Raw genomic sequence first — 21,297 nt, 5'->3', positions numbered from 1 at the left:
GAGACACCCTCCGGTCGCGCGCGCTACCCCGCCCAGGGCGGGCCCGCGCGGGGGCGCCCCCCCCCCGCTGCCCCCCGGCCCACTGCGGCGGCCCCCCCCCGGCACCGCGCGGCCCGCTCGATCCGGGCCAGGTCCGGGTGGGCGCGGTCCCGCAGCCCGCGCACGCCCGCGCTCGCCCCGAGCAGCCGCGCGGCCTGCTCGTGCTCGTCGCGGCGCAGCGCCAGGTCCGCGACCCCGACGAGCACATGCGAGATCAGCAGCGCGTGTCCCACCTCGGACGCCGCCTCGCAGGCCGCCGCGCGGTGCGCCCGGACCTCGCCGAGGTCGTCGGCGAGGTAGCCGAGCAGGTCATGCGTCGCCGCGCGGATGTCCGCCCGCTCCGCCTCGTCGCCCAGCATGGCCGTCGCGAGGCCGAGTTGCCGGTGCGCCTCCTCGGCGTCGCCGTCCCACCGGGCGAGTTCCGCCCTCGAGAAGGCCAGCTCGGCCAGCGCCTCCGGCCAGGTGACCCGCTCCGCGCACCGCTGCGCCTCGGCGATGGCGGCCGCGCCGGCGTCCTTGTCGCCCAGCAGCCAGTACAGCTGCGCCTGCCGCGACCGCATCCGGATGACGTCCTCGGGGGCACCGACCTCGCTGACGACCGCGATCGCCTGCTCGTAGCGCTCGCACGCACCGGCGAAGTCGCCGCGTACGGCGAGCAGGTTGGCCAGCTCGGTCAGGGCGAGCGAGATCCCGTACCGCTCGCCGAGCGCCCGGAACTCGGTGAGCGCCTCCTCCAGGTAGACCTCCGCGGTCGGGCCGTCCCGCGCGTCCCGGCCACCCTGCCCCTCCCGGTCCTGGCCCTCCTGCCCGATACGGCCGTCCCGCCCGTCCTGCCCCTCGTGGTCCTGCCCCTCCCGCCCGTTACGGCCATCTCGCCCGTCCCGCCCGAACACGATCCGCATCTTGCCCATGTGCCACCGGGCCAGCGCGCGCACCCAGGGGTCCTCGTCGTCCATCAGCGGTGCGAACGCGGTCAGGGCCGCTTCGGGCGCGTGCAGCATGCGTTCCAGCACCGCGATGAACTTCACCCCCGGGTGGCGGTGGCCGCGCCCGCTGAGCCGGTGCGCCTCGTGGATCCACTCCGCGGCCTGGCGCTCGTCGCCCCGCCCGGAGGTCACGAAGTGCACGATCAGCGCGTACACCGTGGCCCGTACGTCGTCGGGCACCTCCCCGGGCGTCCTGGTGGCCGCGGTGATCAGCTCCAGGCCCTCGGTCCTGCGCCCGCCGAGCCACCAGTACCAGCCCGCGCCCGCCGCGAGCCGCATCGCCGCCCACGCCTCGCCCGCCGCGAGCGCGCCGCGCATCGCCGCACCGATGTTGTCGTGCTCGGCCTCGAGCGCGGCCAGCCACTCCACCTGCTCGGCGCGGCGCAGCCACGGCTCGGCGGTCTCGGTGAGCTCGGTGAAGTGGGCGAGATGGGCATGGCGCGCCAGGTCCGACTCCCCCGCCTCCGCGAGCCGGTGCCCGGCGTACTCCTTGATCGTGCCGATCATGCGGTAGCGCGGGGCGCCGCCGCCCTCGGCGACCAGCAGCGACTTCTCGGTCAGCGCGGTGAGCAGCTCCAGCACCTGCTCCTGCTCGACTCCGCCGCCCGCGCAGACCCGTTCGGCGGCCTCCAGGCTCGCCCCGCCCGAGAACACCGAGAGTCTCCGCAGCACCATCCGTTCGGCGTCGGTGAGCAGCTCCCAGCTCCAGTCGACCACCGCGCGCAGCGTCTTGTGCCGCGGCAGCGCGATACGGCTGCCGCTGGTCAGCAGGCGGAACCGGTCGTCGAGCCGGTGGGCGAGCTGGTCGATGGACATGGTGCGCAACCGGGCCGCGGCCAGTTCGATCGCCAGCGGCATCCCGTCCAGTGCCCGGCAGACCCGCACCATCGTCGCCAGCGTGTGGGCGTCCGCCGCGAGGCCCCGGCGCACCGCCCCGGCCCGGTCCCGTAGCAGCTGGACGGCGGGCGAGGACCCGATCTCGGTCGGCCCCGCGTCCCCCTCCGGCAGGGCCAGTGGCTCGACCGGCCACAGCGCCTCCCCGGTGATGCCGAGCGGTTCCCGGCTCGTCGCCAGGATCCGCAGCCGCCGGCACTCCCCGAGCACCCGGTGGGCGAACACCGCCGCGGACTCGATCACGTGCTCGCAGTTGTCCAGGATCAGCAGCGCCTCCCGCTCCCGGACCGCGGCGATGAGCCGGTCGGTCAGCTCCGCGTTCGGCGCCGCGCCGAGCAGGGCGTCCCGCAGGCCCAGCCCGGCGAGCGCCGGCTGCGCCACATGGCCGTCCGCGCCGATGGCGGCGAGCTCCACCAGCCAGGCCCCGTCCGGCAGTTCACCGAGCAGCGTGCGCGCGGTCTCCGTGGCCAGCCTGGTCTTTCCCGCTCCGCCCGGCCCGATCACGGTGGTGAGCCGGTGTTCGGCGATGAGCCCGCGAACCGCGGCGACATCGGCGGCCCTGCCGACGAAGCTGGTCAGCTCGGCGCGCAGATTGTTCTTACGGTTCGCTTCCCCTCGCCCCGGCTCGCCACGCCCCAGCTCGCCCCGCAACAGCGCGACATGCAGCGCGGACAGCTCCGGCGAGGGGTCGGCGCCCAGCGCGTCGGCCAGCGCCTCCCGCGCGCGCTGGTACGCCCGCAGCGCCTCGCTGTCCCGACCGGCCGCGACGAGGGCCCGCATCAGCGCCCCGACGAGCCGTTCCCGCACCGGGTGCGCGGCCACCAGGTCGGTCAGCTCCGCCACCAGCTCCGCACCCCGCCCGAGGGTGACCTCCGCCTCGGCCCGCTCCTCCGTGGCGGTCAGCCGCAACCCCTCGAGCCGTACGACCGCGGCCTCGAACGCGGCGCTGTCCCGCAGACCGACGTCCTGCATGGCCGCACCGCGCCACAGCCCGAGGCCCTCGCGCAACAGCCGCGCCCGCCGGGCACCGTCCTCGGAACGGGCCTGACCCGCGACGACGAGCCGTTCGAAGCGCACGGCATCCACGGCATCGGGCTCCACCAGCAATCGATAGCCGTCCGTCTGCCCCTCGATCACCCCGCGCGGCAGCGCCTTCCGCAGCCGGGAGACCAACCGCTGCAGGGCGTTCGCCGCGTCGGCGGGCGGCTGCTCCCCCCAGATCCAGTCGACGAGCGACGCCTTCGGGACCACCTGCCCCGGCCTGAGGGCAAGGGCGACCAGCAGTCCGCGCAACCGCGCCCCCGGCACGTCGGCCGAGCCGCCGTCGTCCGTGCGAACCTCGAGTGGCCCCAGCATCCCGATCTGCACCCGCTGATTTTGCCACGGGTGTTCGGCAGGCATCTTGGGCCGCCGATGGCCGAAGAGCGAGGATCAGCGACGCACTTCCTGGGGGCGGTCATCCCCCGGGGTTGCCATGCGGGAGGTCGAGGATGATGTCGGCGGCGCGGGCGATGACCGGGGCGCGGGTGGTGCCGGGGTGGTCGGCGGCGAGGAAGTGGCTGCCGATGGCCATGCAGAAGGCGAGCAGGGCGCGCGCCTCGACCTCGTCAGGGTCGTCGCAGAAGGTACCGATCGCGTCACGCGCCAGCTGAATGCGCTGGTTGTCCACGCGGCGCAGGCGCTCGGCGACGGCGCCATCGCGGCGGGCCCAGTCGCGGACGGCCAGATCGATGGGCAGCAGCCGGTCGCTGGAGAAGGTAAGCCGCCCGGCCAGGCGGACCTTGTCCCGCGCGTCGCCGCCCTGCCGCTCGACCTGGTCGATCACGTCGTCGACACTCTCGCGCTCCCAGGTGTCCAGCATCTCGGCCAGCAGTGCCTCGCGGTCGGCGAAGTACCCGTAGAAGCCGCCCTTGGTCACCCCCAGCGTCTTGGCGAGCGCCTCGACCCGCACCGCGTCCACGCCGCCCGCGGCCAGCGCCCGCAGTCCCTCCTCCACCCACTTCTCGCGCGGTGTGCGCAATGCGCCCATCTGTGGCCCACCTCACCCTGTCAGACCTGTTGTACGGAGCCGTACAACAGACCTGGCCTCGTGTTGTACGGCACCGTATAACCCGAACCGTATGAACGGTATAACTCGAGAAGGGACACCGTCATGTCATTCGGTTTCGTTGCCTTCCACTACCCGGCCCCCGAGCACCGCGAAGAGTTCGTCGCCGAGTGCCACAAGGTCGCCGAGGCGATGCGACAGCAGCCGGGCTTCGTGTCCGTCGGGGTCTGGGTCACCCCGGACGGCGTCGCCGTCGTCACCACCGGCGCGTTCGAGTCCGAGGACGCCTTCCGGGCGACGGCCGGCCTCGCCCGCGAGATGGGCGCGACGCCCGACGGCCTGAGCGACCTGGAGGTCAGGCCCCGCGAGGTCCACTTCCTCGTATCGCGGTAAGCACATGGGAGGATCGGGCCATGTCCTCACCACCGCCTTTCGGGGAGAAGCTGCGGGCCGAACTGGGTTCGCCCCGCCGGGCTCGCGGGCTGGACAGCAGCCCGCGATCGCGGGTGTGGCGGGCCGAGCTGTCCGGCACACCGGTAGTGGTCAAACAGCTCATCGAGGGCCCGGAGGCCGCCGGGAGATACGCCCGCGAGGTGACCGCGTTACGGCTCGCGTCCCGGGTCGACCCGCCCGTCGCGCCACGGCTCCTCGGCACCGACCCCGACGAACGGGTGCTGGTCCTGGAGGACTTGGGCGATCAACCGCCGGCCGACGACTGGGTGATCGGCTACGCCGAGGCGCTGGCCCGACTCCACGCGGCCACCGGTCCCGACGACATCGGCCTTCTCCCCGCCTGGTCCGGCCCCACAAGAGAGGACATCGACTCCTTCCTCGGGTTCGCCCAGACGCTCGGCCGCACGGTGCCGACCGCGGTGCCGACCGCGGTGCGGACCGAACTGGACGCCACGGTGCGGACCGAACTGGACGACCTCGTGAACCGCCTGGCCCACGCACCCGGGCACGCCCTGCTGCACGGCGATCCCTGCCCCGGCAACGACATCCACACCGGCAGCGGGGTCAGGTTCATCGACTTCGAACAGGCCGCGCTCGGCAATGGGCTCATGGAACTCGCCTACCTTCGCATCGGCTTCCCGACCTGCTGGTGCGCCACAGCCCCGGCCCAGCCGCTGCTGGCCGCGGCGGAGGCCGCGTACCGCACGGCCTGGCGCCAGGCGACAGGCGCCGATGTCCAGGACGATCTCACCGACGCGTGCGCGGGCTGGCTGCTCCGAGGCGACGCGCTCGTCGAGCGGGCTCACCGGGGAACCGCCGACCACCTGTCCAAGCTCCCCCACGGGGACTGGCGGTGGGGCACGGCGACGGCCCGCCAGCGGCTCGTCCACCGTCTCGGGATCGTCGGCGAGATGACCACGAGCGGCAGCGAGCTCGAACATCTGGGCCGACTGGCGATGGCCATGCGCGGCGCGATGCTCACCCGCTGGCCCGCGCTTGAGCCACTACCCTCGCGGCGGCCCTAGACGCCTTCGTCGATCCGGTCGGTCCGGTGAGTGGGAGGACGGCCGTACGGCGTTTGCGCGGGCGTACGACCGAGGCCCGAGGTATGCAGGGGCAGCCTCGGGAGACGGGCTGTCTTCAGACGACAGCGGTCCCCAGGGGCGGGCCCCGAGAGGTGATCGCGTGGACGAGGAGGAGACGCGGCGCGTGATCCGACGAGCGTCGGCGCACACCAAGGCGCGGCGGTCCGGAGGAAGGGGCAGAGGGAGCAGCAGCCGCGGGTGGCCTGCCGGGCGGTCTCGCCTTCGCGTGGCCCAAGGTGGGGCTGCACGAGATTCCCGAACACGTCGGTCAGCTCTGCGGGGAGCGTGTCCTGTGCGTCAGGCGCGCCCGCAGGGCCTGGTCACAGGCATCTCGTCAGCGGCCTATCCAACCGGATGCCGGTAACCGAAAGGCAGCAGGAAACCCGGACCGAGAACTGGTTCCTCCGTCAGCTGCAATCCGCCGGGGACAGAGCCCAGCGCCGACAGTAAGTTCTTTCTGCTCTTTCTGCCGAGGTCCTACGGAAAGGTGATATTCACCGGACACCCATCCGAAGGGCGCCGTCCATACGGACGGTCTCGCCGTTGAGGTAGTCGTGCTCGGCGATCACGGCGACCAGAAGCGCGTACTCGCTGGGCTGAGCGAGGCGTTGGGGGAAGGGCACGCTCCCCGCGAGGCTGGCTCGTACCTCGTCGTCAAAGCCAGCCATCATGGGGGTGTCCACGATGCCGGGGGCGATGGTGACCACGCGGATGCCGTGCCGGGCCAAGTCGCGGGCCGCGGTGACGGTCATGCCTGCGACGCCGGCTTTAGAAGCGGAGTAGGCGATCTGGCCGACCTGTCCTTCGAACGCGGCGATTGACGCGGTGTTGACAATGACCCCGCGCTGGCCGTTTCTGTCCGGCTCGTACCGAGCGATCGTCTCGGCTGCCAGGCGCAGAACGTTGAAGGTCCCCAGGAGGTTGACCTTGAGCACGGTGTGGAAGAGGTCAAGGTTGTGCGGGCCGCCGCGGCCCAGTATGCGAGCCGACGGAGCGATTCCGGCGCAATTGACAGCGAGTCGCAGTTCCGCGCCGTCGGTCTCGATGCGTGCCAGCGCCCGTCGGACCGGTTCCTCCTCGGTGACATCGGCGGCCAGCAGGGTGATGCCGTCCGGCTGCGGGCCGGCCGCGGTCACAGCCTTCTCGAGATCCAAGCCGTAGACGGCGGCACCGCGCGCGGCCAAGGCGGCGGCGGTCGCGGCGCCCAGACCCGAGGCCGCGCCGGTGACGAGCGCCGCGGTTCCGGAAAGGTCCATGGTTCTCCCTTGCGAAGGCCGTGAGGCTGCGGGATGAGGTGTTGACGGGGCGTTCGGGTGTCAGCGGGCGAGACAGCGGCTGATGACCAGTCGCTGGATCTGATTCGTGCCCTCGAAGATCTGCATGATCTTTGCCTCACGCATGTATCGCTCGACAGGGAAGTCGCGGGTGTAGCCGTAGCCGCCCAGTACTTGGACGGCGTCGGTGGTGACCTTCATCGCTGCGTCTGTGGCCACCAGTTTCGCGACGCTGGCCTGGCGGCTGAAGGGGCGTCCCAGGTCGTGCCGACGCGCAGCGTCCACATAGGTGGCGCGGGCGGAGTCCACCGCGGCGGCCATGTCGGCGAGAAGGAAGCCCAGACCTTGGTGATCGACGATCTTGCGGCCGAAGGTGGTGCGCTCGTTGGCGTAGGCGACGGCCGTGTCCAGGGCTGCCTGGGCGAGCCCAGTGGCGCAGGCGGCGATGCCCAGTCGCCCGCTGTCCAGGGCGCTGAACGCGATCTCAAGGCCCTGTCCCTCGTCGCCGATCAGTCGGTCGGAATCAATGACCGCACCGTCCCACATCGCTGAGGTGGTCGGGATGGCATTCAGGCCCATCTTGCGTTCGGGCCGGCCGAAGGTGAGGCCCTCTGCCGCACCTGGTGCGAGGAAGCAGGAGATGCCGCGGGTACCCGGCGCCGTTCGGGCGAAGAGGGCGTAGAAGTCGGCCTTGCCGCCGTGGGTGATCCACGCCTTGGTCCCGCTGATGCGGTATCCGTCTTCGACGCGTTCGGCCTTGCAGGTCAGGGCTGCCGCGTCTGAGCCGGCCTGGGGCTCGGACAGGCTGTAGCCGCCGAGGAATTCGCCGGCCAACATGCGGGGCAGCCAGCGTTCTTGCTGTGCCGAGGTGCCGAAGGCGTGCAAGGGGTAGCAGGCCAAAGTGTGCACGCTGGTGGCCACTGCGACGGCGGCCCACTGGGTCGCCAGTTCTTCCAGAACCTGGAGGTATACCTCGTACGGCTGGCCTCCGCCGCCGTGCTCCTCCGGGTACGGCAGGCCCAGAAGTCCAGCCCGGCCGAGCAGCGCGAACAGCCCGTCCGGGTAGCGCTCGTCCACCTCGTGCTCCTCGACCCGTTTGCCGAGTTCCTTCTCGGCGAGTTCGCGGGTCAGGTCGATCAGATCCTCGGCCTCCTGCGTGGGAAGCATGCGGTCGACGGCCATCACAGCTCCAAGCGGTACTTAAAGCGGTACGTCAGTACCGCTCAAGGTAGCGCTTAACGGTCGTGGTGTCACCTCTGGGATACTCACCGGATGATCAAGGCCACCCCACCAACCGGCCCGAAGCTCACAGGCCGGGGTTCCGCCCGGCGCTCCGAGCTGTTCGAGGAGCTCGTGGCGCTGCTGACCGAGGAAGGTTTCGCCCGCTTCACTCTGGACGAGGTGGCGGCACGTCTTCGCTGCTCCAAGCGCACCCTGTACGGGTTGGCCGACAGTAAGGAGCAGCTGGTCCGCGCCGCGGTAGTGCACTTCTTCCGGGGAGCCACCGAGCGCGTCGAGGCCGCCGTGGCCGCCGAGAGCGATCCCGCGGCCCGGCTGGCGGCGTATCTCCACTCCGTGGCGGCCGAGCTCGGCCCGCTGTCTCCTCAGTTCTTCGAAGATGTGGCCGTTTTCGAGCCTGCCGCGGAGATCTATGAGCGCAACACACGCGCGGCCGCCCGCCGTGTGGAACAGCTGATCGACGAGGGCGTCACAGCGGGTGTGTTCCGCGATGTGCACGTGGCGTTCGCCGCCGACGTCATCACCGCGGTGATGGTGCGGATCCAACAGCGCCAGGTAGCCGCAGCCACCGGCCTCGGCGATGCCGATGCCTACGCTCAGCTCTCAGAGCTCCTGATGCGCGGTTTGGCCCGCTAGTTGCACTGACCTGGAGGGTTGCCGAGCGGAGGAAGAGTGTGCGGGCTTCGGCTCGCCCGGTATTGCCGGTGCAGGGCCGGGCGTCGGGCCCGTTCCCCGAGCCGCTGCACACCCAACCTCATGCTGGACCAAGCCCTCGACGATACGTCGCTTCAGGGAAGTCGTCAGTGTGTTGAGGCGATCTCGGCGGCGGGTGAGCGATTGACGTTATTCGCGGACCTGAGCGTTCACTGTGGGGTGCGCGTCATCGCCTTCCGCGTCCAGGCTCGCGAGCAGGCGCAGCCCGTCCTCGGCGGGGCTGCCGGGGGCCGCGGAGAGCACAAGCAGCTCCATGCCTGATTCGTCCGTTAGCGCGAAGTTCTCCTGGTGCAGTTCCAGCAGTCCGACCAGCGGGTGCCGGTACGTCTTGCGTCCGTGTGTGCGGGCGCGCACGTCCGCGCGGGCCCAGAGGCGGCGGAAGCGTTCGCTGCCCATCGCCAACTCGCCGATGAGCGAGGCCAGGCGGGGGTCCTCGGGATATTTGCCGGCAGCCAGGCGCAGGTGCCCGACCACATCGAGGGTGCATTTCTCCCAGTCCACGTAAAGGCCGCGTTCGGTCTCCTCGAGGAAGATGTGCCGGGCGATGTTCAGACCCGGCGTCGACCGGCCGTAGAGGAGCCCGGCGAGGCGGTTCTCGGCGAGCCCGTCCAGGCGGTGGTTCATGATCATCGCGGGTGCGTCGGCGACCAGGGCGAGGACGCGCAGCAGCTCCGGCCGGACTCGCCCGCTGGGCGCCTTGGGGCAGCGGCGGCGCTGCCGGGAGAGCCGGTAAAGGTGCCCGCGTTCGGTCTCGTCGAGGCCGAGGACGCGGGCGAGCGCGTCGAGGACCTGCTCGGATGGCTGGGTCGCGCGGCCCTGCTCCAGGCGTACGTAGTAGTCGACGCTGACTCCGGACAGGTGAGCGACCTCTTCACGGCGCAGCCCCTCGACCCGGCGGCGGCTGTCGGTGGTGATGCCGATGCCAGCCGGGTCGACCCGGGAGCGCCGGGTCCGCAGGAAGCCCGCGAGATCGTCCATGCTCCCAGTATGGCGCGTTGCTGTCCGGGAGGGTGGTCCTGCCATTACCAGGAAGTCCCGTCCGATGGAAGAAGTGTCCCTGGATGCCGGGCGCCACAGCGCCCATGATCGGACACAGCCGATCCGAAGGAGTTTCGATGAAGACGCTGATCGTCTACGCCCACCCGGAGCCGAGGTCGCTCAACAGCTCGCTGAAGGACCACGCGGTATCCACACTGGAGACCGCCGGACATGAGGTACGGGTCAGCGATCTGTACGCGATGAACTGGAAGGCGGTCGTGGACGCCGCGGACTTCGGCCCCAGCGCATCACATCCGCTGAACGTCGCCCACGACTCCGGCCGGGCCTTCGAGGCCGGGACGCTCGCCCCGGACATCCTCGCCGAGCAGGAGAAAGTGCTGTGGGCCGACACGATCATCATGCAGTTCCCGATGTGGTGGTACACGATGCCCGCCATTCTCAAAGGCTGGGTGGAAAGGGTGTTCACCTTCAACTTTGCGTACGGCGTCGGCGAACACAGCGACGCCAGGTTCGGCGATCGCTTCGGAGAAGGCACCCTCGTGGGCAGGAAGGCTTTGCTGTCGGTGACCATCGGCGCCCCGGAACCGCATTACGCCCCTCGCGGGATCCAGGGCCCCATCGATGATCTGCTGTTCCCGATCCAGCACGGCATCCTCTGGTATCCGGGCATCCAGGTGCTGCCGCCGTTTTTGGTGTTCGGTACCGCCCGGATGACCAGCGAGGACTATCCGGACATCGCCAAGGCATGGGAGCAGCGCTTGCTCACCCTGGAGTCGACCGAGCCGATCCCGTTCCGGCCGCAGAACTTCGGCGATTACGAGATGCCCTCGCTGCATCTGAAGGAGGGGCTGGAGCCCACGGGCCGCACGGGTTTCGGGCTGCACGTGCGCGGCTGACCGCCGACGGTGGGCGGGACGGGCTGGGGCATGAACCCGAGGATCAGCCCGAGGGTCGCGGCAACGGTGAGGGCGAGGGCCACCAGCCAGGGTGTACGGGCGGATTCCCCGGGCGCGCGGTGCCCGCCGGCGCGGAAGAGGACGGCGGCAAAGCGTACGCAGTAGACGAGACCGATAACCGCGCTGAGGGCCACGATGATCGCCGGCCAGAGTGCGTCGCCGTCGAGGAGCGAGTCGATGACGGTGACCTTCGCGAACCCTCTGGCGAGCCCGGCCAGGGCAGAAGGCGCCAGCAATCAGCGGCGGGCGAGGCCGGCGTAGTCGCCGATGACCTCCAGACCCTACACATGGCCTTGATCAACCCGATCAAGAAGGTGGAGTCCGCCTGAGATTCGGGAAGTCCGTGTCCCACCACTCCTGCTTCGATGACCTCGGGCTCTCAGCGATCTCGAGCTCGCGCATCCGGAGCTCGACTCGCCGGATCTTCCCCGAGATCGTCTTTGGCAGCTCGATGAACTCGATCCGGCGGACCCGCTGGTACGGGGCGAGGTGTTCCCTGGCGTAGCGCAGGATGGAGAGCGCCGTATCGTCGCTCGCTTCATGGCCCGGGGCGAGCGCGATGTACGCCTTCGGGACTGCGAGGCGAACAGAATCCGGAGCCGGCACGACCGCCGCCTCCAGGACCGCGGGGTGCTCGACGAGGACTGATTCGACCTCGAACGGGCTGATCTTGTAGTCCGATGCTTTGAAGACGTCGTCCGTGCGGCCGACGAACGTGATGTAGCCGCGTTCGTCGACGGTCGCGACATCGCCGGTGTGATAGAGCCCGCCGTGCGTGGCCTCGGCATTGCGCGCTTCGTCGTCCAGGTATCCGCGCATGAAGTTCACCGGGTGCTGAGCCAGGTCGAGGCAGATCTCGCCTTCCCCGGTACCCGCCACCCGAGTCCCGGTGGCGGGGTCGACAAGCACCACTGGCACGCCCGGGAGAGGCCGGCCCATGGAGCCGATCTTGATCGGAATGCCCGGCGGGTTTCCGATCTGCGCCGTCGTCTCGGTCTGGCCATAGCCGTCCCGGATCTCCAGGCCCCAGTGCTTGCGCACCTGATCGATCACTTCGGGGTTGAGGGGCTCTCCGGCCCCGAGCACTTCCCTGAGCGAGCCGCGGCCTCCCGAGAGGTCCGCGTTGATGAGCATCCGCCAGACAGTCGGAGGCGCGCAGAAAGTCGTCACGCCGTGCATCCGGATCTGCTCGAGCAGCGCCTTGGCATCGAATCGGGCGTAGTTGTAGACGAAGACGGTCGCCTCTGCGATCCACGGCGTGAAGAAGCTCGACCAAGCATGCTTCGCCCATCCCGGCGACGAGATGTTCAGATGCACATCGCCAGGGCGCAGACCGAAGTAGTACAGCGTCGAAAGGTGCCCCACCGGATACGAGACCTGCGTGTGCTCAACGAGTTTCGGCCGCGAGGTGGTGCCCGAGGTGAAGTACAGCAGCAGCCGATCGGCCGGGTCCGTCTCCGGATGCGGTACCCGCACATCGTCGGGCAATCGGTACGCATCGGCCAGCGGACGCCAGCCCTGGACCTCGCGCACACTGATCTTGATGTAGTCGCCGGGAGCGTCGTCGAACTTCGCCGTGTCCGAGGGGTCGCAGATCACGAACTTCACATCCGCGCGGGCGATGCGATCGGCGAGCTCCGCGCCGGGGACGGCCGCCGCCGTGGGCATCACGACGGCGCCCAGCTTCATGAGGCCGAGCATGCAGTCCCACAACTCGACCTGGTTCCCCAGCATGAGGACGACCGAGTCCCCCTTCTGCACGCCTTGCCGCATGAGCCAGGCCGCCACCTGATTCGATCGACGGAAGATTTCCTCGAAGCTCAGGCTTGAAGACGAGCCGTCTTCCTCGACGATCACGAGGGCGGATCGATGGTTGCCCTCGGCGATCGCGTCGAACCAGTCGACGGCCCAGTTGAAGGAGCCTTCGAACTCAGGCCAACGGAAGTCCTCGAGGGCACGCTCGTAGTCCCCCCTCAGTGAAAGGACCTGATCTCGGGCGTCGCGGAACACCTGAGTGGCGGCAGTGGTCATAGGAGTTCCTTCCTTGAACTCGATTCGGCTGTGACTCGCAACGTCGTCTCCGCAGTCGGTAGCAGACCGTCAGGCGACCTCTTGAGCGAGCCAGCCGGTGATCAGGGCGATCGTGTCGTCCCACTTGGTGACCACACAGTGCGTTTCGGCTTCCGCCATCACCACCAGCGTGTCGCGGCGCCCCGAGAAGACGAGACTGTCCTCGACCGGCACCAGCGCATCGGCGGTTCCGTTGATGACGAGCATCTTGCAGTTGTCATCCCTGTCGAGCAGTGGCCGCAGCGAGTGGGGTCCGACCTGTCGTTGCATCTCCTCCGGGGTGGGCTCCTGGTCGAACCCGAAGAGGTTCCCGATGATTCCGACCGCCCCCTCAGCCCAGGTCCTGCCCGGTGCGAACGCCGCCTCGACGGGACCCCCGCAATTGACCGCCGCGTCCACCAACCCGGACAGCCCGGAATAGGCCGAGAAGTAGCCGCCCATCGACAGCCCGAAATGCACGACGCGTCCGTTGCCGAGAGACCGGCAGAAGCTGACCAGGCCATCGATGACCTCCCGGCTCTCGGGAATCATGGCGATCTCGGATTCGCCGGTGCCCGGGATGTCGAATGCGACGACGCGGGCCTTGGTTCCCTGGGCGAAGCTCATGAACATGTGGTGGACGTCGATCTTGTGACCGTCCGCGCCCCCACTGGCGAGAATCACGGGAGCATCGAGCGGAAGTCCCGGCGTCGAGAAGATGTGCACCGCCACGCGAGTGGTTGACCCCTGGTACGGGATGTCGAGCACGCGGCGTTCGAAGTCCACCGGGAAGGAGGGCGCCGCGAGGAGGTACTGCTCGATCTGGTGCCGCAACGCGGTCCGCCTGGCATCGTCTGCGAGCACGGGGAACTTGGCATAGCCGTAGGCCAGGGCCGCGAGGGTCGGGTTGCCGTCATCCGCGTACCGCGCGCCGAGCTTCGACCATTCATGGACCCAGCCGCCGGGCCCGTCCAGCCACATGTCCGTGACGGCCGAACGCACCTCGTCGACGTCCCGAGCCGGCAGTCCGAAATTCACCATCTGCGTGTATCGCGCGGGGAAGATAACCTCCGGCGACACCGACCATGTGTAAGGCATGTGCTCTCCTCGTTGAGAACTGACTGATTAACGCGAGTTGACTTGCGTTAAGATGGGACGGTGGCGTTCATCGCGCGCAAGTGCGCGCGCCGATCAGGAACACCCGAACCCCCGCGCCGACAATTGGCGGGGCGACCCGGAGCTGGACAACGGCGTGGCGAACGGCACTGCTCCGATCGGTCACGGTGGCCGACAGCCATGGCTTCCGATCGCCTCTCAGTCGGCCAGAAGGACGATCTTGCCGTAGGCGCGACCGCTCTCCAGGTGCCGGTGGGCGGCGGCGGCATCCGAGAGGGCGAAGGCCGAGTCGACAGTCGGCGCGCCGAGGCGACCTTCCGCGACCAGGCGGAAGAGACCCCGGAAGTCCGCAGGACTCCCAATGGTCGTTCCGAGCAGCGAGTACTGGCCGAAGTAGAAGGGGCGCGCGGTGAGCGTCGCCTGCTCGGCCTGCGAGGCGCCGAGCACCACCAGACGTCCGCCGGGACGAAGCGCACGCAGGGACTCCCCCCATGTGCCGACGCTGTCGAGGACGACGTCGTAGCCATCGCCCCCAGGGCTCATCGCCCGAGCTTGGTCGATCCAGCCCTCGTCCGTGTAGCGCACCCCGGCGACGGCGCCGTGAGTCCGCGCGACCGCGATCTTCTCATCGCTGGATGACGTGACGAAGGGGAGAGCGCCGATGGCCTTCGCGATCGCCGTGGCACCAGGGGCGAGACCTCCGCCTGCGCCGAGAATCAGCACGGATTCGCCCGCCGTCAGCTCCGCTCGCGTCACGAGCGCCCGGAAGGCGGTGGCGCCGACCAGTGACAGGGCCGCCGCCTCCGCCCATGAGAATCCAGCGGGCCGGGGGGCAAGGCACTCATCCGGTACCGAGACGAACTGGGCGTAGGTGCCGTGACGGGCGTCTCCGAGGAGCTCCCACTCCGGTGCGGGGGCGGCCTCTCGGGCACCCCAGAACAGCGCGGGCAGGATGACGACCGGCTCGCCGTCTGGCGTTGTGCCTGCGCCGTCCGCGCCGGGTACGTGCGGGAGGGGCGAGGCGTACAGGCCGCGCCGGACGAGCACGTCGTGCCAGTTCAGCGCGGCGGTATGAAGTCGCACGGTGGTCCAGCCGGGCCGGCTCGGCGGGTCCGGGACCCGCCCGGGACGAAGAACTTCGGCGTCGCCGAACTGCTCGATCACGATGGCGTCCATCAACGCTCCCTGTCGAGGAAGGCGGCAATCGCCTTCCGACTCTGCTCGGACGGGTTGCGTCCTGGCGGGCGGGTCGCGCCCGGCTCGCCCATCGATTCCGCGCACCTCATGGCGCTTGCGCCGTCGGTCCAGGTCGCGAAGGGGCCCTGTTCGCCGGGCCGGAGGCAAGAGCGGCTCATTGCCGGGTCGTGCGGCTCAGCGGGATCAGCTCTTCCGCGGCGGTCACCTTCGCCCGGATGGACCCGAGCTGGGCGACCGTCAACTCGACGACATCGTCTTCGACCAGGTACGGATAGCGCTCGGACCCGTGCACCCGTGCCAGTTCGATGATGCATCCTGTCCCGACCGTTCCAGCACCGATGACATCGCCCGCCACAAGGGTCGTGCCGCGCGACGCATAGGCGATGAGATCGGCGAACGACCAGTAGATCGACGACCAGTTGCCGCTGCTGTACTGCTTCCCGTTCACGCTCGCGCTCATCGGCAGGTCGAAGCCCCTGGCGACCGCGAAGGGCGCCAGTTCGTCCTTCGACACCAGATAGGGGCCGAGGCTGGTCGCCGTGTCCTTCCCCTTCGCGGGTCCGATCTGAAAGCTCATCTCAGCCTCTTGGACGTCCCGGGCGCTCCAGTCCGACAGGATGGTGTAGCCGGCGATGTGGTTCTCGGCCTTGTCGGGGCTGATGTTGCTCCCGGGCCGGCCGATCACCGCGGCGACCTCGAGCTCGTAGTCGAAGTCCGAGCTGCCGGGCGCTATACGGACGTCGTCGTTCGGTCCCTGTATCGCGGCGGGGTTGCTGAAGTAGAAAACCGGTTGCTGGTAGTACAGCGGGTGCGTCCGGACGCCGAGCGCTGCCATCGAGGTCACGTAGTGGTTCTCGAACGCCATGAAGTCCCGCACCGAGGGCGGTCGGGGGATCGGCGCCAGCAGACGGACGTCGTCGAGCTCGGCGACGTGGAACGGCTCCCGTATGGCCCGTTCGGCCGCAGCAGCCTGGCCGTCGTCGCCGCCGGCGATCACGTCGATGAGTGTCTCCGTGGGCGGGAGCGCATAGATCGCCCCGCCCCGGACGAGGCCCACCAGGGGTGACGCGGAACCTGAGTTCTGAAAGGTTGCCCAGCGCATGGTCGACTACCTGCCTGCCATCTCGGACCAGTGCACCAGCGGCAGCCCCGCGACCGGCGACTGGAAGTGCGGCAGGCGCGTCTGCCGCAGGCTGCCGACGTAGACATCCCGCAGGCCGGGGCCGCCAAAGGTGACCGATGCGCACCAGGTCGCCACTGGACCGCCCATCGAGAGCATGAGATCCATGTCGACCGTGCCCGCGCGGAAGCGGCGATCGAACCGCTCGATCTCCTCCTGAGTCGAGTCCTCGAAGAGGATGCGCACGTCGCGTTCGGGTGTGATCGCGAAGATCCCATCGGTGAAGATGTAGGTCCCCCAGAGGTTGCCGAAACTGTCGAACGCGATCCCATCGATGAATCGACCGTGATCCTGAGGCCCATAGACCTCGCGACCGGCGAGGCTTCCGTCCTCTTGGATGCGGAACCTCAGGATGTTCCGCCCACAGGTCTGGGCGACGTAGATGTACTCCTCCGCGGCGTCGAGCTTGCACTCGTTGGCGAACCGCAGGCCATCCGCGACGACACGGAGCTTTCCATCCGCATAGAGCAGGAGCTGCCCGTCTTCGACCTCCGGCGTCATCTGGCGCCGCCAGTCATGCGCCTTCGTCGATACGGTGACCCACACGCGGTCCTGGCTGTCCCGGCAGACGAAGTTCACCTTGCCGATCGGACCGCCATCGAGCGTCTCGAAGATCGGCGTGGTGCGACCATCGCGCATCATGTGCTCCAGCCGATCCGTGCCGAAGTTGGAGACGAGGAAATCACCCTCTCGGTCGAACGCGAGGCCATTGGGCAGGGTGCCGTCGACCAGCCGTGAGCCGACGTTGTCTGACGTGAGGCCGGCGAGCGCGGCGGATTGCGTGATCAGCCGCTGCGTGCCGTCAGCCGCGATCCGCATCACTCCTCCCCGTGCATCCGCGGACCACAGCGTGCCGTCCGGCTCCGCGAGGATGCACTCGGGCCGCTGCAGATCCGTGCCTACGTAGTCGAAGTCGTCCCGGGTGATCGAGAAGCCGTCCAGCGGGTTCGTCAGGTCAGCCAAAGTAGTACCCTCCATTGATGTCCAGGTGCGCCCCGGTGATGTAGGCCGCCTGTTCCGAGGCCAGCATGGTGACCATTGCGGCGAGTTCCTCTCGTTGGCCGAGGCGTCGCATCGCCGCCTGCCGAGCCACATTGCCGGTGTTCCGCGTGTCGTGATTGCCCAGCAGCATCGGGGTCTCGATCATGCCCGGATTGACACAGTTGACCGTGATCCCCGACGGACCGGCAGTGAGGGCCATCGACCGCGCCATACCGCCCAGGGCGGCCTTGGACGCCGCGTAGTCGGCTCCTGCCCCGAAGCCGCCCATCTGCCCGGATACCGAGCCGATCAGTATCACGCGGCCCCAGCCCTTCTTCGCCATGGAGCGAATCGCCGCCTGGGCGGCGAGAAACGATCCGCGCAGATTCACGTTCAGGGTGCGGTCCCAGTCAGCCGGCGTGATCTCGCTCGCACCCACCCCCTCCTCAGCAGCGAAGACGCCGCCGCGAGCGTTGCCGAAGATCCCTCCGGCGCAGACGAGGACGTCGATCCCGCCGAAACGCGCCACGGTGTGGGCCACCGCGCCGGCGGGGCCATCCGGGTCGGCGAGGTCGGCGATGACAGAGCTGAAGCGATCAGGATTCCGGGCCTCCAGACGCTGAATACCGTCCTCGGTGATGTCCGTGCCGACGACGCGACAGCCCTCATCGGCGAGCGCCAGCGCGCAAGCCTGACCGATGCCGCTCGATGCTCCGGTGACCAGCGCCACGCGATCGGAGAGTCCTAGGTCCACGCGTCTTTCTCCTCTTCGAGAACCCCACTTTAACGCAGGTCGACTTGCGTTAGAGAGTACGGAGACCCCCGGTGAGCCGCAAGAGCCCGAGGCAGCCGGGTATCCTCAAGCCGTGACGGAAGCAAACGTTCGACGCCGAGTGAATGGCCGCTCCGCGCGAGTTCGCCGATCGGTGATCGAGTCCACGCTCGGGCTCCTCCGCGAAGGAGGGATCGATCAGGTCACCGTCGCCGAGGTGGCGTCGCGGGCAGGCGTGCACGAGACGTCCATCTACCGGCGGTGGGGAAGCCGCGAGCGGCTCCTGATCGAGGCCATTCTCGACCTGAGTGAAACCGATCTCTCGGTTCCCGACTCCGGCTCGCTGCGCGAGGACCTGACCATCCTGGCAGCTGAATTGTGCCGCTACATGTCCACGCCTTTGGGGCTGGCCGTCGCGCAACTGCTGTCATGGCCCGCCAAGGACCCGGCGGTCACAGAGATGCAAACCGAGGTTTGGCGCGACCGCATCGCCTCAGCGGCCAAGGTTGTGAAACAGGCCATCGATCGCGGAGAAGCACCCCAGGACACGGATCCTCGACTCATCATCGAGCTACTCGTCGCTCCGATTCACTGGCGGGTCCTGGTGTTGAACGAACAGCTTGAGCCGGACTTGCCTGCCAAGCTGGCACAGGCGGTCATGGACGGGGTCCAGCGACCTCGCTAGTGCCGCATCAGACAACGTTCGCCCTGTCGGCATCCTTGCCCGGGCCAGGGTGGAGTCCTTCGTGACACGTTCCTGCCGCCGTGCACTGCTGCGAGCTGAGGAGGTGAGACCGATCAACGCTTTGACAGGTCGGGCCTCCCTCCCTCGCATGGCCTAGGGAGTGCCCGCAGAGGCATCCCGAAAGGCATGAATCGCTATGCGCTTCATCTCTGAGACGTCGTCCGACGGCGTCCGCGAACAGCTCTTCACTCTCGGGGAGATTCCTGGCGTGTTGTGGACGCCGGAAGGTGTCGTCGCCACTCGTCCGCTCGTCTTGATGGGACACGGTGGCGGTCAGCACAAGAAGGTCCCTGACGTCCTGGCTCGTGCACGCCGCTTCGTGACCGACTGCGGTTTCGCGGTCGTGGCGGTCGACGTTCCCGCCCATGGCGACCGGCCGAAGGTTGAGGAGTACGACCGGATCGCGACTGAGAACCAGGCTCGCGTGGAAGCTGGTGAAGAGTTGGCCCCGCTGATCGCCGCCTTCCAGGCGCTCGTGGCCCGCCAGGAAGGGCTTACCGCATCCCTCCAGGTCTATGCCCTGGTCGCGCGCCTGGAAGACCGACGGCTGGCAGCCGACGCTCGGAACTGGATCGATAGCTCATTCGAGAACGAGGTGATCACCTGCGGGCACTGTACGCGAACGCCCCGGAGTAGCTGACGCGGCGAGCATCTCAGCGGGGCCGACGGTACGGGACGCCGATGACAACAGCACACAACCGAGGCGTACCGAACCGTGTTGCCTGCTGCCGGTTAGAAGTTGTTGTCTTTCCGGGCTTGAGAACGGTCTTTTCGCTGGTCGAGCGTAGGAGCGATGATCCTGTGGGAGTGATTGTCTGTCGTGTCGCCGCTGCTGTGGAGGTCATGGATGCCGTCGGTCGTGGGGTTGCTGGAACAGCGCGAACTCGTCGCTCGCCGTCGCGTGGACGAGCTGCGGGAGGAGGCCGACCGCATCCAGGCTGAACTGGTCGTGGCTGAACGGGCCTGGAAGGAATGGGCCTGGAAGGAATGGGCCATCGCTCGCTCGCGGGTGGGCGAGGTGCTCGGCCCGGCAGACAAGGTCGAGCATGGCCACGACCAGGCCGACCGGACAGCACCGACCGCCGACGGGCAGGCCGAGGAGGCATCGTCAACGCTTGAAGCGGCGAAGGCGAAGTCGCAAGTGCCGGTGTGGCGTGAAGGGCTTGCGTGGTCGGCGTTGTCGGTGGACTACCAGCGCATCCTCACCGCGCTCGCGGACCGGGCCCGGCTCGGGCAGGGGCCGCTGACCTGCCAGGAGATGGCTGCTTTGTTCGGCATGGACGTGGTTCCGGCGCGGGTGGAGGCGCTGAGGTCGAAGGCGAAACGCCTGGTTGCGCGAGGCTGGCTGGCCGAGCCTGCGCCCGGCCGGTTCACGCTCGGGCAGAGCGTGAGCGGGCCAGCCGACGGGTCATGAGAAGGATCATCGACCAGTAGATCATCGCCTCGGCACTGGCGGTGCGGCGCTCGAAGTCGCGCGCCAGGCGACGGGTGCGCATCAGGTGGGCAAAGAGACGCTCGACAATCCACCGCTTGGGCAGCACCACGAAGCCGCGCATGTCGTCGCTGCGCTTGACGATCGCCAGGACCAGGGCGAACGTGACCAGGCAGTACTCGACGAGGCTGCCGGTATAACCGCCGTCAGCCCAGACCAGGGCCAACCGGCAGTGCGCGTCGGCGACTTGGTGCAGCAGGACCTGGGCGGCAGCGCGGTCTCCGACATCCGCACTCGTGACCATCACGCCCAGCAGCAGGCCGAGGGTGTCGACTACGACGTGCCGCTTGCGCCCGTTGATCTGCTTGCCATTATCCCGGCACCGGGATAACGGCAATTATCTGGGGGCGTCGGTTATGGCGGGTCGGGTGGCTATGGCTGGCTGACGTTGGCGGATTCGGAACAGGGATGTCATAACGGCGGTCCTTCGCGGTCTCCTTCGTAGAGGTTCTCGAAGGAGACACGCTCATGGTCAAAGCAGCGACAGATGGTCGGTATCCGGTGCGGGTGGCGGGGCCGCTGGCCCTGTCGGTTCATCCGTTCCGGTTGGAGTTGGTGCGGCGCGGGTTCACGCCGCGGTCCTCTCAGGATCACGCCTACGTACTGGCGGACCTGAGCCGCTGGTTGGAACGCAAGGAACTGGCTCCGGGGCAGTTGACCGCGGAGCGGGTGGAGGAGTTCGTCCAGGCACGGCGGGACGCCGGGCACCGACGGTGGCTGACGAATCGGTCGTTACAACCGATGCTTGGCTTTCTGCGGGACTCAGGCACCATCCCGCCGCAGGAGCATGGCGTGGTCGGGGGCCCGGTCGAGGGTGTGCTGGAGGAGTACCGCAGCTATCTGCTGCGTGAGCGCCGGCTCGGCGAACGTACGGTTCGCGGACGTGTCGACGTCGCCCGCAGGTTCCTGACCGCGCAGCTTGTCGAGGGCCGGCTTCGGCTGGACCGGCTAAGCCCGGAGTCGGTGGCCGCTTTCGTCCTGGATACCTCGAAGCGGTACGCCACCGGGTCAATGAAGGGGGTGACGTCGAGTCTGCGGGCACTGCTGCGGTTCTTGTTCGTGACCGCGGCCCTTGACCG

At 68.9% G+C, this 21,297-nt stretch carries 19 protein-coding genes and 1 pseudogene; 8 read left to right on the top strand and 12 right to left on the bottom strand.

Annotated elements, in window-relative coordinates; translation table 11 throughout:
* Positions 1–23: 23 nt before the first annotated feature.
* Both ACFXB5_RS35435 and ACFXB5_RS35430 read right to left on the bottom strand, forming a co-directional pair.
* Positions 24–3,287 (bottom strand): BTAD domain-containing putative transcriptional regulator, encoded by a 3,264-nt coding sequence (locus ACFXB5_RS35435; protein WP_385215887.1) that lies wholly within the window; start codon positions 3,285–3,287, stop codon positions 24–26.
* 88 nt (positions 3,288–3,375) lie between these two features.
* Positions 3,376–3,948 (bottom strand): TetR/AcrR family transcriptional regulator, encoded by a 573-nt coding sequence (locus tag ACFXB5_RS35430; RefSeq protein ID WP_385215885.1) that lies wholly within the window; start codon positions 3,946–3,948, stop codon positions 3,376–3,378.
* A gap of 123 nt (positions 3,949–4,071) precedes the next feature.
* On the opposite strand from ACFXB5_RS35430, the gene ACFXB5_RS35425 reads away from it, so the two are divergent.
* Both ACFXB5_RS35425 and ACFXB5_RS35420 read left to right on the top strand, forming a co-directional pair.
* Positions 4,072–4,359, top strand: coding sequence for a putative quinol monooxygenase (locus ACFXB5_RS35425; protein WP_385215882.1), 288 nt, complete (start codon positions 4,072–4,074; stop codon positions 4,357–4,359).
* A gap of 20 nt (positions 4,360–4,379) precedes the next feature.
* On the top strand, positions 4,380–5,444 hold the full coding sequence (locus ACFXB5_RS35420; protein WP_385215880.1) for a phosphotransferase family protein: 1,065 nt from the start codon (positions 4,380–4,382) through the stop codon (positions 5,442–5,444).
* 554 nt (positions 5,445–5,998) lie between these two features.
* Here ACFXB5_RS35420 and ACFXB5_RS35415 read toward each other — a convergent pair.
* Both ACFXB5_RS35415 and ACFXB5_RS35410 read right to left on the bottom strand, forming a co-directional pair.
* A complete protein-coding gene (locus ACFXB5_RS35415; protein WP_385215877.1) occupies positions 5,999–6,760 on the bottom strand; it encodes an SDR family NAD(P)-dependent oxidoreductase in 762 nt (253 codons plus the stop codon).
* A 60-nt stretch (positions 6,761–6,820) separates the two neighbouring features.
* The gene (locus tag ACFXB5_RS35410; RefSeq protein ID WP_182468373.1) at positions 6,821–7,960 is read right to left on the bottom strand and encodes an acyl-CoA dehydrogenase family protein; all 1,140 of its coding nucleotides are present in this window, start codon (positions 7,958–7,960) and stop codon (positions 6,821–6,823) included.
* A 90-nt stretch (positions 7,961–8,050) separates the two neighbouring features.
* Between ACFXB5_RS35410 and ACFXB5_RS35405 the strand changes: the two genes are divergently transcribed.
* Positions 8,051–8,653, top strand: coding sequence for a TetR/AcrR family transcriptional regulator (locus tag ACFXB5_RS35405; protein ID WP_182468372.1), 603 nt, complete (start codon positions 8,051–8,053; stop codon positions 8,651–8,653).
* 207 nt (positions 8,654–8,860) lie between these two features.
* Here the strand turns inward: ACFXB5_RS35405 and ACFXB5_RS35400 are convergent, their stop codons facing one another.
* The gene (locus ACFXB5_RS35400; RefSeq protein ID WP_385215873.1) at positions 8,861–9,709 is read right to left on the bottom strand and encodes a helix-turn-helix transcriptional regulator; all 849 of its coding nucleotides are present in this window, start codon (positions 9,707–9,709) and stop codon (positions 8,861–8,863) included.
* 137 nt (positions 9,710–9,846) lie between these two features.
* Between ACFXB5_RS35400 and ACFXB5_RS35395 the strand changes: the two genes are divergently transcribed.
* Complete coding sequence (locus tag ACFXB5_RS35395) at positions 9,847–10,626, top strand: NAD(P)H-dependent oxidoreductase (RefSeq protein ID WP_182468370.1); 780 nt, start codon at positions 9,847–9,849, stop codon at positions 10,624–10,626.
* Between the two features lie 366 nt (positions 10,627–10,992).
* Here ACFXB5_RS35395 and ACFXB5_RS35390 read toward each other — a convergent pair whose 3' ends face one another.
* From ACFXB5_RS35390 to ACFXB5_RS35365, 6 genes are all read right to left on the bottom strand, one after another.
* Positions 10,993–12,717, bottom strand: a complete 1,725-nt coding sequence (locus ACFXB5_RS35390) for an AMP-binding protein (protein WP_385215870.1) — start codon at positions 12,715–12,717, stop codon at positions 10,993–10,995.
* A 69-nt stretch (positions 12,718–12,786) separates the two neighbouring features.
* Positions 12,787–13,776 carry an alpha/beta hydrolase gene (locus ACFXB5_RS35385; RefSeq protein ID WP_385215867.1) on the bottom strand — a complete coding sequence of 330 codons (990 nt, stop codon included), beginning with the start codon at positions 13,774–13,776 and terminating at the stop codon, positions 12,787–12,789.
* 273 nt (positions 13,777–14,049) lie between these two features.
* A complete protein-coding gene (locus ACFXB5_RS35380) occupies positions 14,050–15,027 on the bottom strand; it encodes a zinc-binding dehydrogenase (protein ID WP_385215864.1) in 978 nt (325 codons plus the stop codon).
* Between the two features lie 175 nt (positions 15,028–15,202).
* Complete coding sequence (locus ACFXB5_RS35375; protein ID WP_385215862.1) at positions 15,203–16,045, bottom strand: fumarylacetoacetate hydrolase family protein; 843 nt, start codon at positions 16,043–16,045, stop codon at positions 15,203–15,205.
* Between the two features lie 111 nt (positions 16,046–16,156).
* Entirely contained in the window at positions 16,157–17,191 is a 1,035-nt protein-coding gene (locus ACFXB5_RS35370) for an SMP-30/gluconolactonase/LRE family protein (protein ID WP_385215860.1), read from the bottom strand.
* The gene (locus ACFXB5_RS35365; protein WP_385215857.1) at positions 17,184–17,963 is read right to left on the bottom strand and encodes an SDR family NAD(P)-dependent oxidoreductase; all 780 of its coding nucleotides are present in this window, start codon (positions 17,961–17,963) and stop codon (positions 17,184–17,186) included. The genes ACFXB5_RS35370 and ACFXB5_RS35365 overlap by 8 nt, the downstream gene beginning before the upstream one ends.
* Positions 17,964–18,075: 112 nt before the next feature.
* On the opposite strand from ACFXB5_RS35365, the gene ACFXB5_RS35360 reads away from it, so the two are divergent.
* The 3 genes and pseudogenes from ACFXB5_RS35360 to ACFXB5_RS35350 all read left to right on the top strand — a co-directional run bounded on the left by ACFXB5_RS35360 (position 18,076) and on the right by ACFXB5_RS35350 (position 20,140).
* Positions 18,076–18,666: a TetR/AcrR family transcriptional regulator gene (locus ACFXB5_RS35360; protein ID WP_385215855.1), complete on the top strand. Its 591-nt coding sequence runs from the start codon at positions 18,076–18,078 to the stop codon at positions 18,664–18,666.
* Positions 18,667–18,862: 196 nt separating this feature from the next.
* Positions 18,863–19,213 (top strand): annotated as a pseudogene (locus tag ACFXB5_RS35355) (alpha/beta hydrolase); the annotation flags it as partial.
* A 360-nt stretch (positions 19,214–19,573) separates the two neighbouring features.
* Entirely contained in the window at positions 19,574–20,140 is a 567-nt protein-coding gene (locus tag ACFXB5_RS35350) for a hypothetical protein (protein WP_385215852.1), read from the top strand.
* Here the strand turns inward: ACFXB5_RS35350 and ACFXB5_RS35345 are convergent.
* Entirely contained in the window at positions 20,097–20,555 is a 459-nt protein-coding gene (locus ACFXB5_RS35345; RefSeq protein WP_385215849.1) for a transposase, read from the bottom strand. The genes ACFXB5_RS35350 and ACFXB5_RS35345 overlap by 44 nt on opposite strands.
* A 131-nt stretch (positions 20,556–20,686) precedes the next feature.
* Here ACFXB5_RS35345 and ACFXB5_RS35340 point away from each other — a divergent pair.
* A partial coding sequence (locus tag ACFXB5_RS35340; RefSeq protein ID WP_385215847.1) for a site-specific integrase occupies positions 20,687–21,297 on the top strand: 611 nt, incomplete at its 3' end.

This window comes from Streptomyces sp. NPDC059455 (assembly GCF_042750115.1).
GTDB classification, from domain to species: domain Bacteria; phylum Actinomycetota; class Actinomycetes; order Streptomycetales; family Streptomycetaceae; genus Streptomyces; species Streptomyces endocoffeicus.
This window is presented reverse-complemented; position numbering and strand designations above follow the sequence as displayed.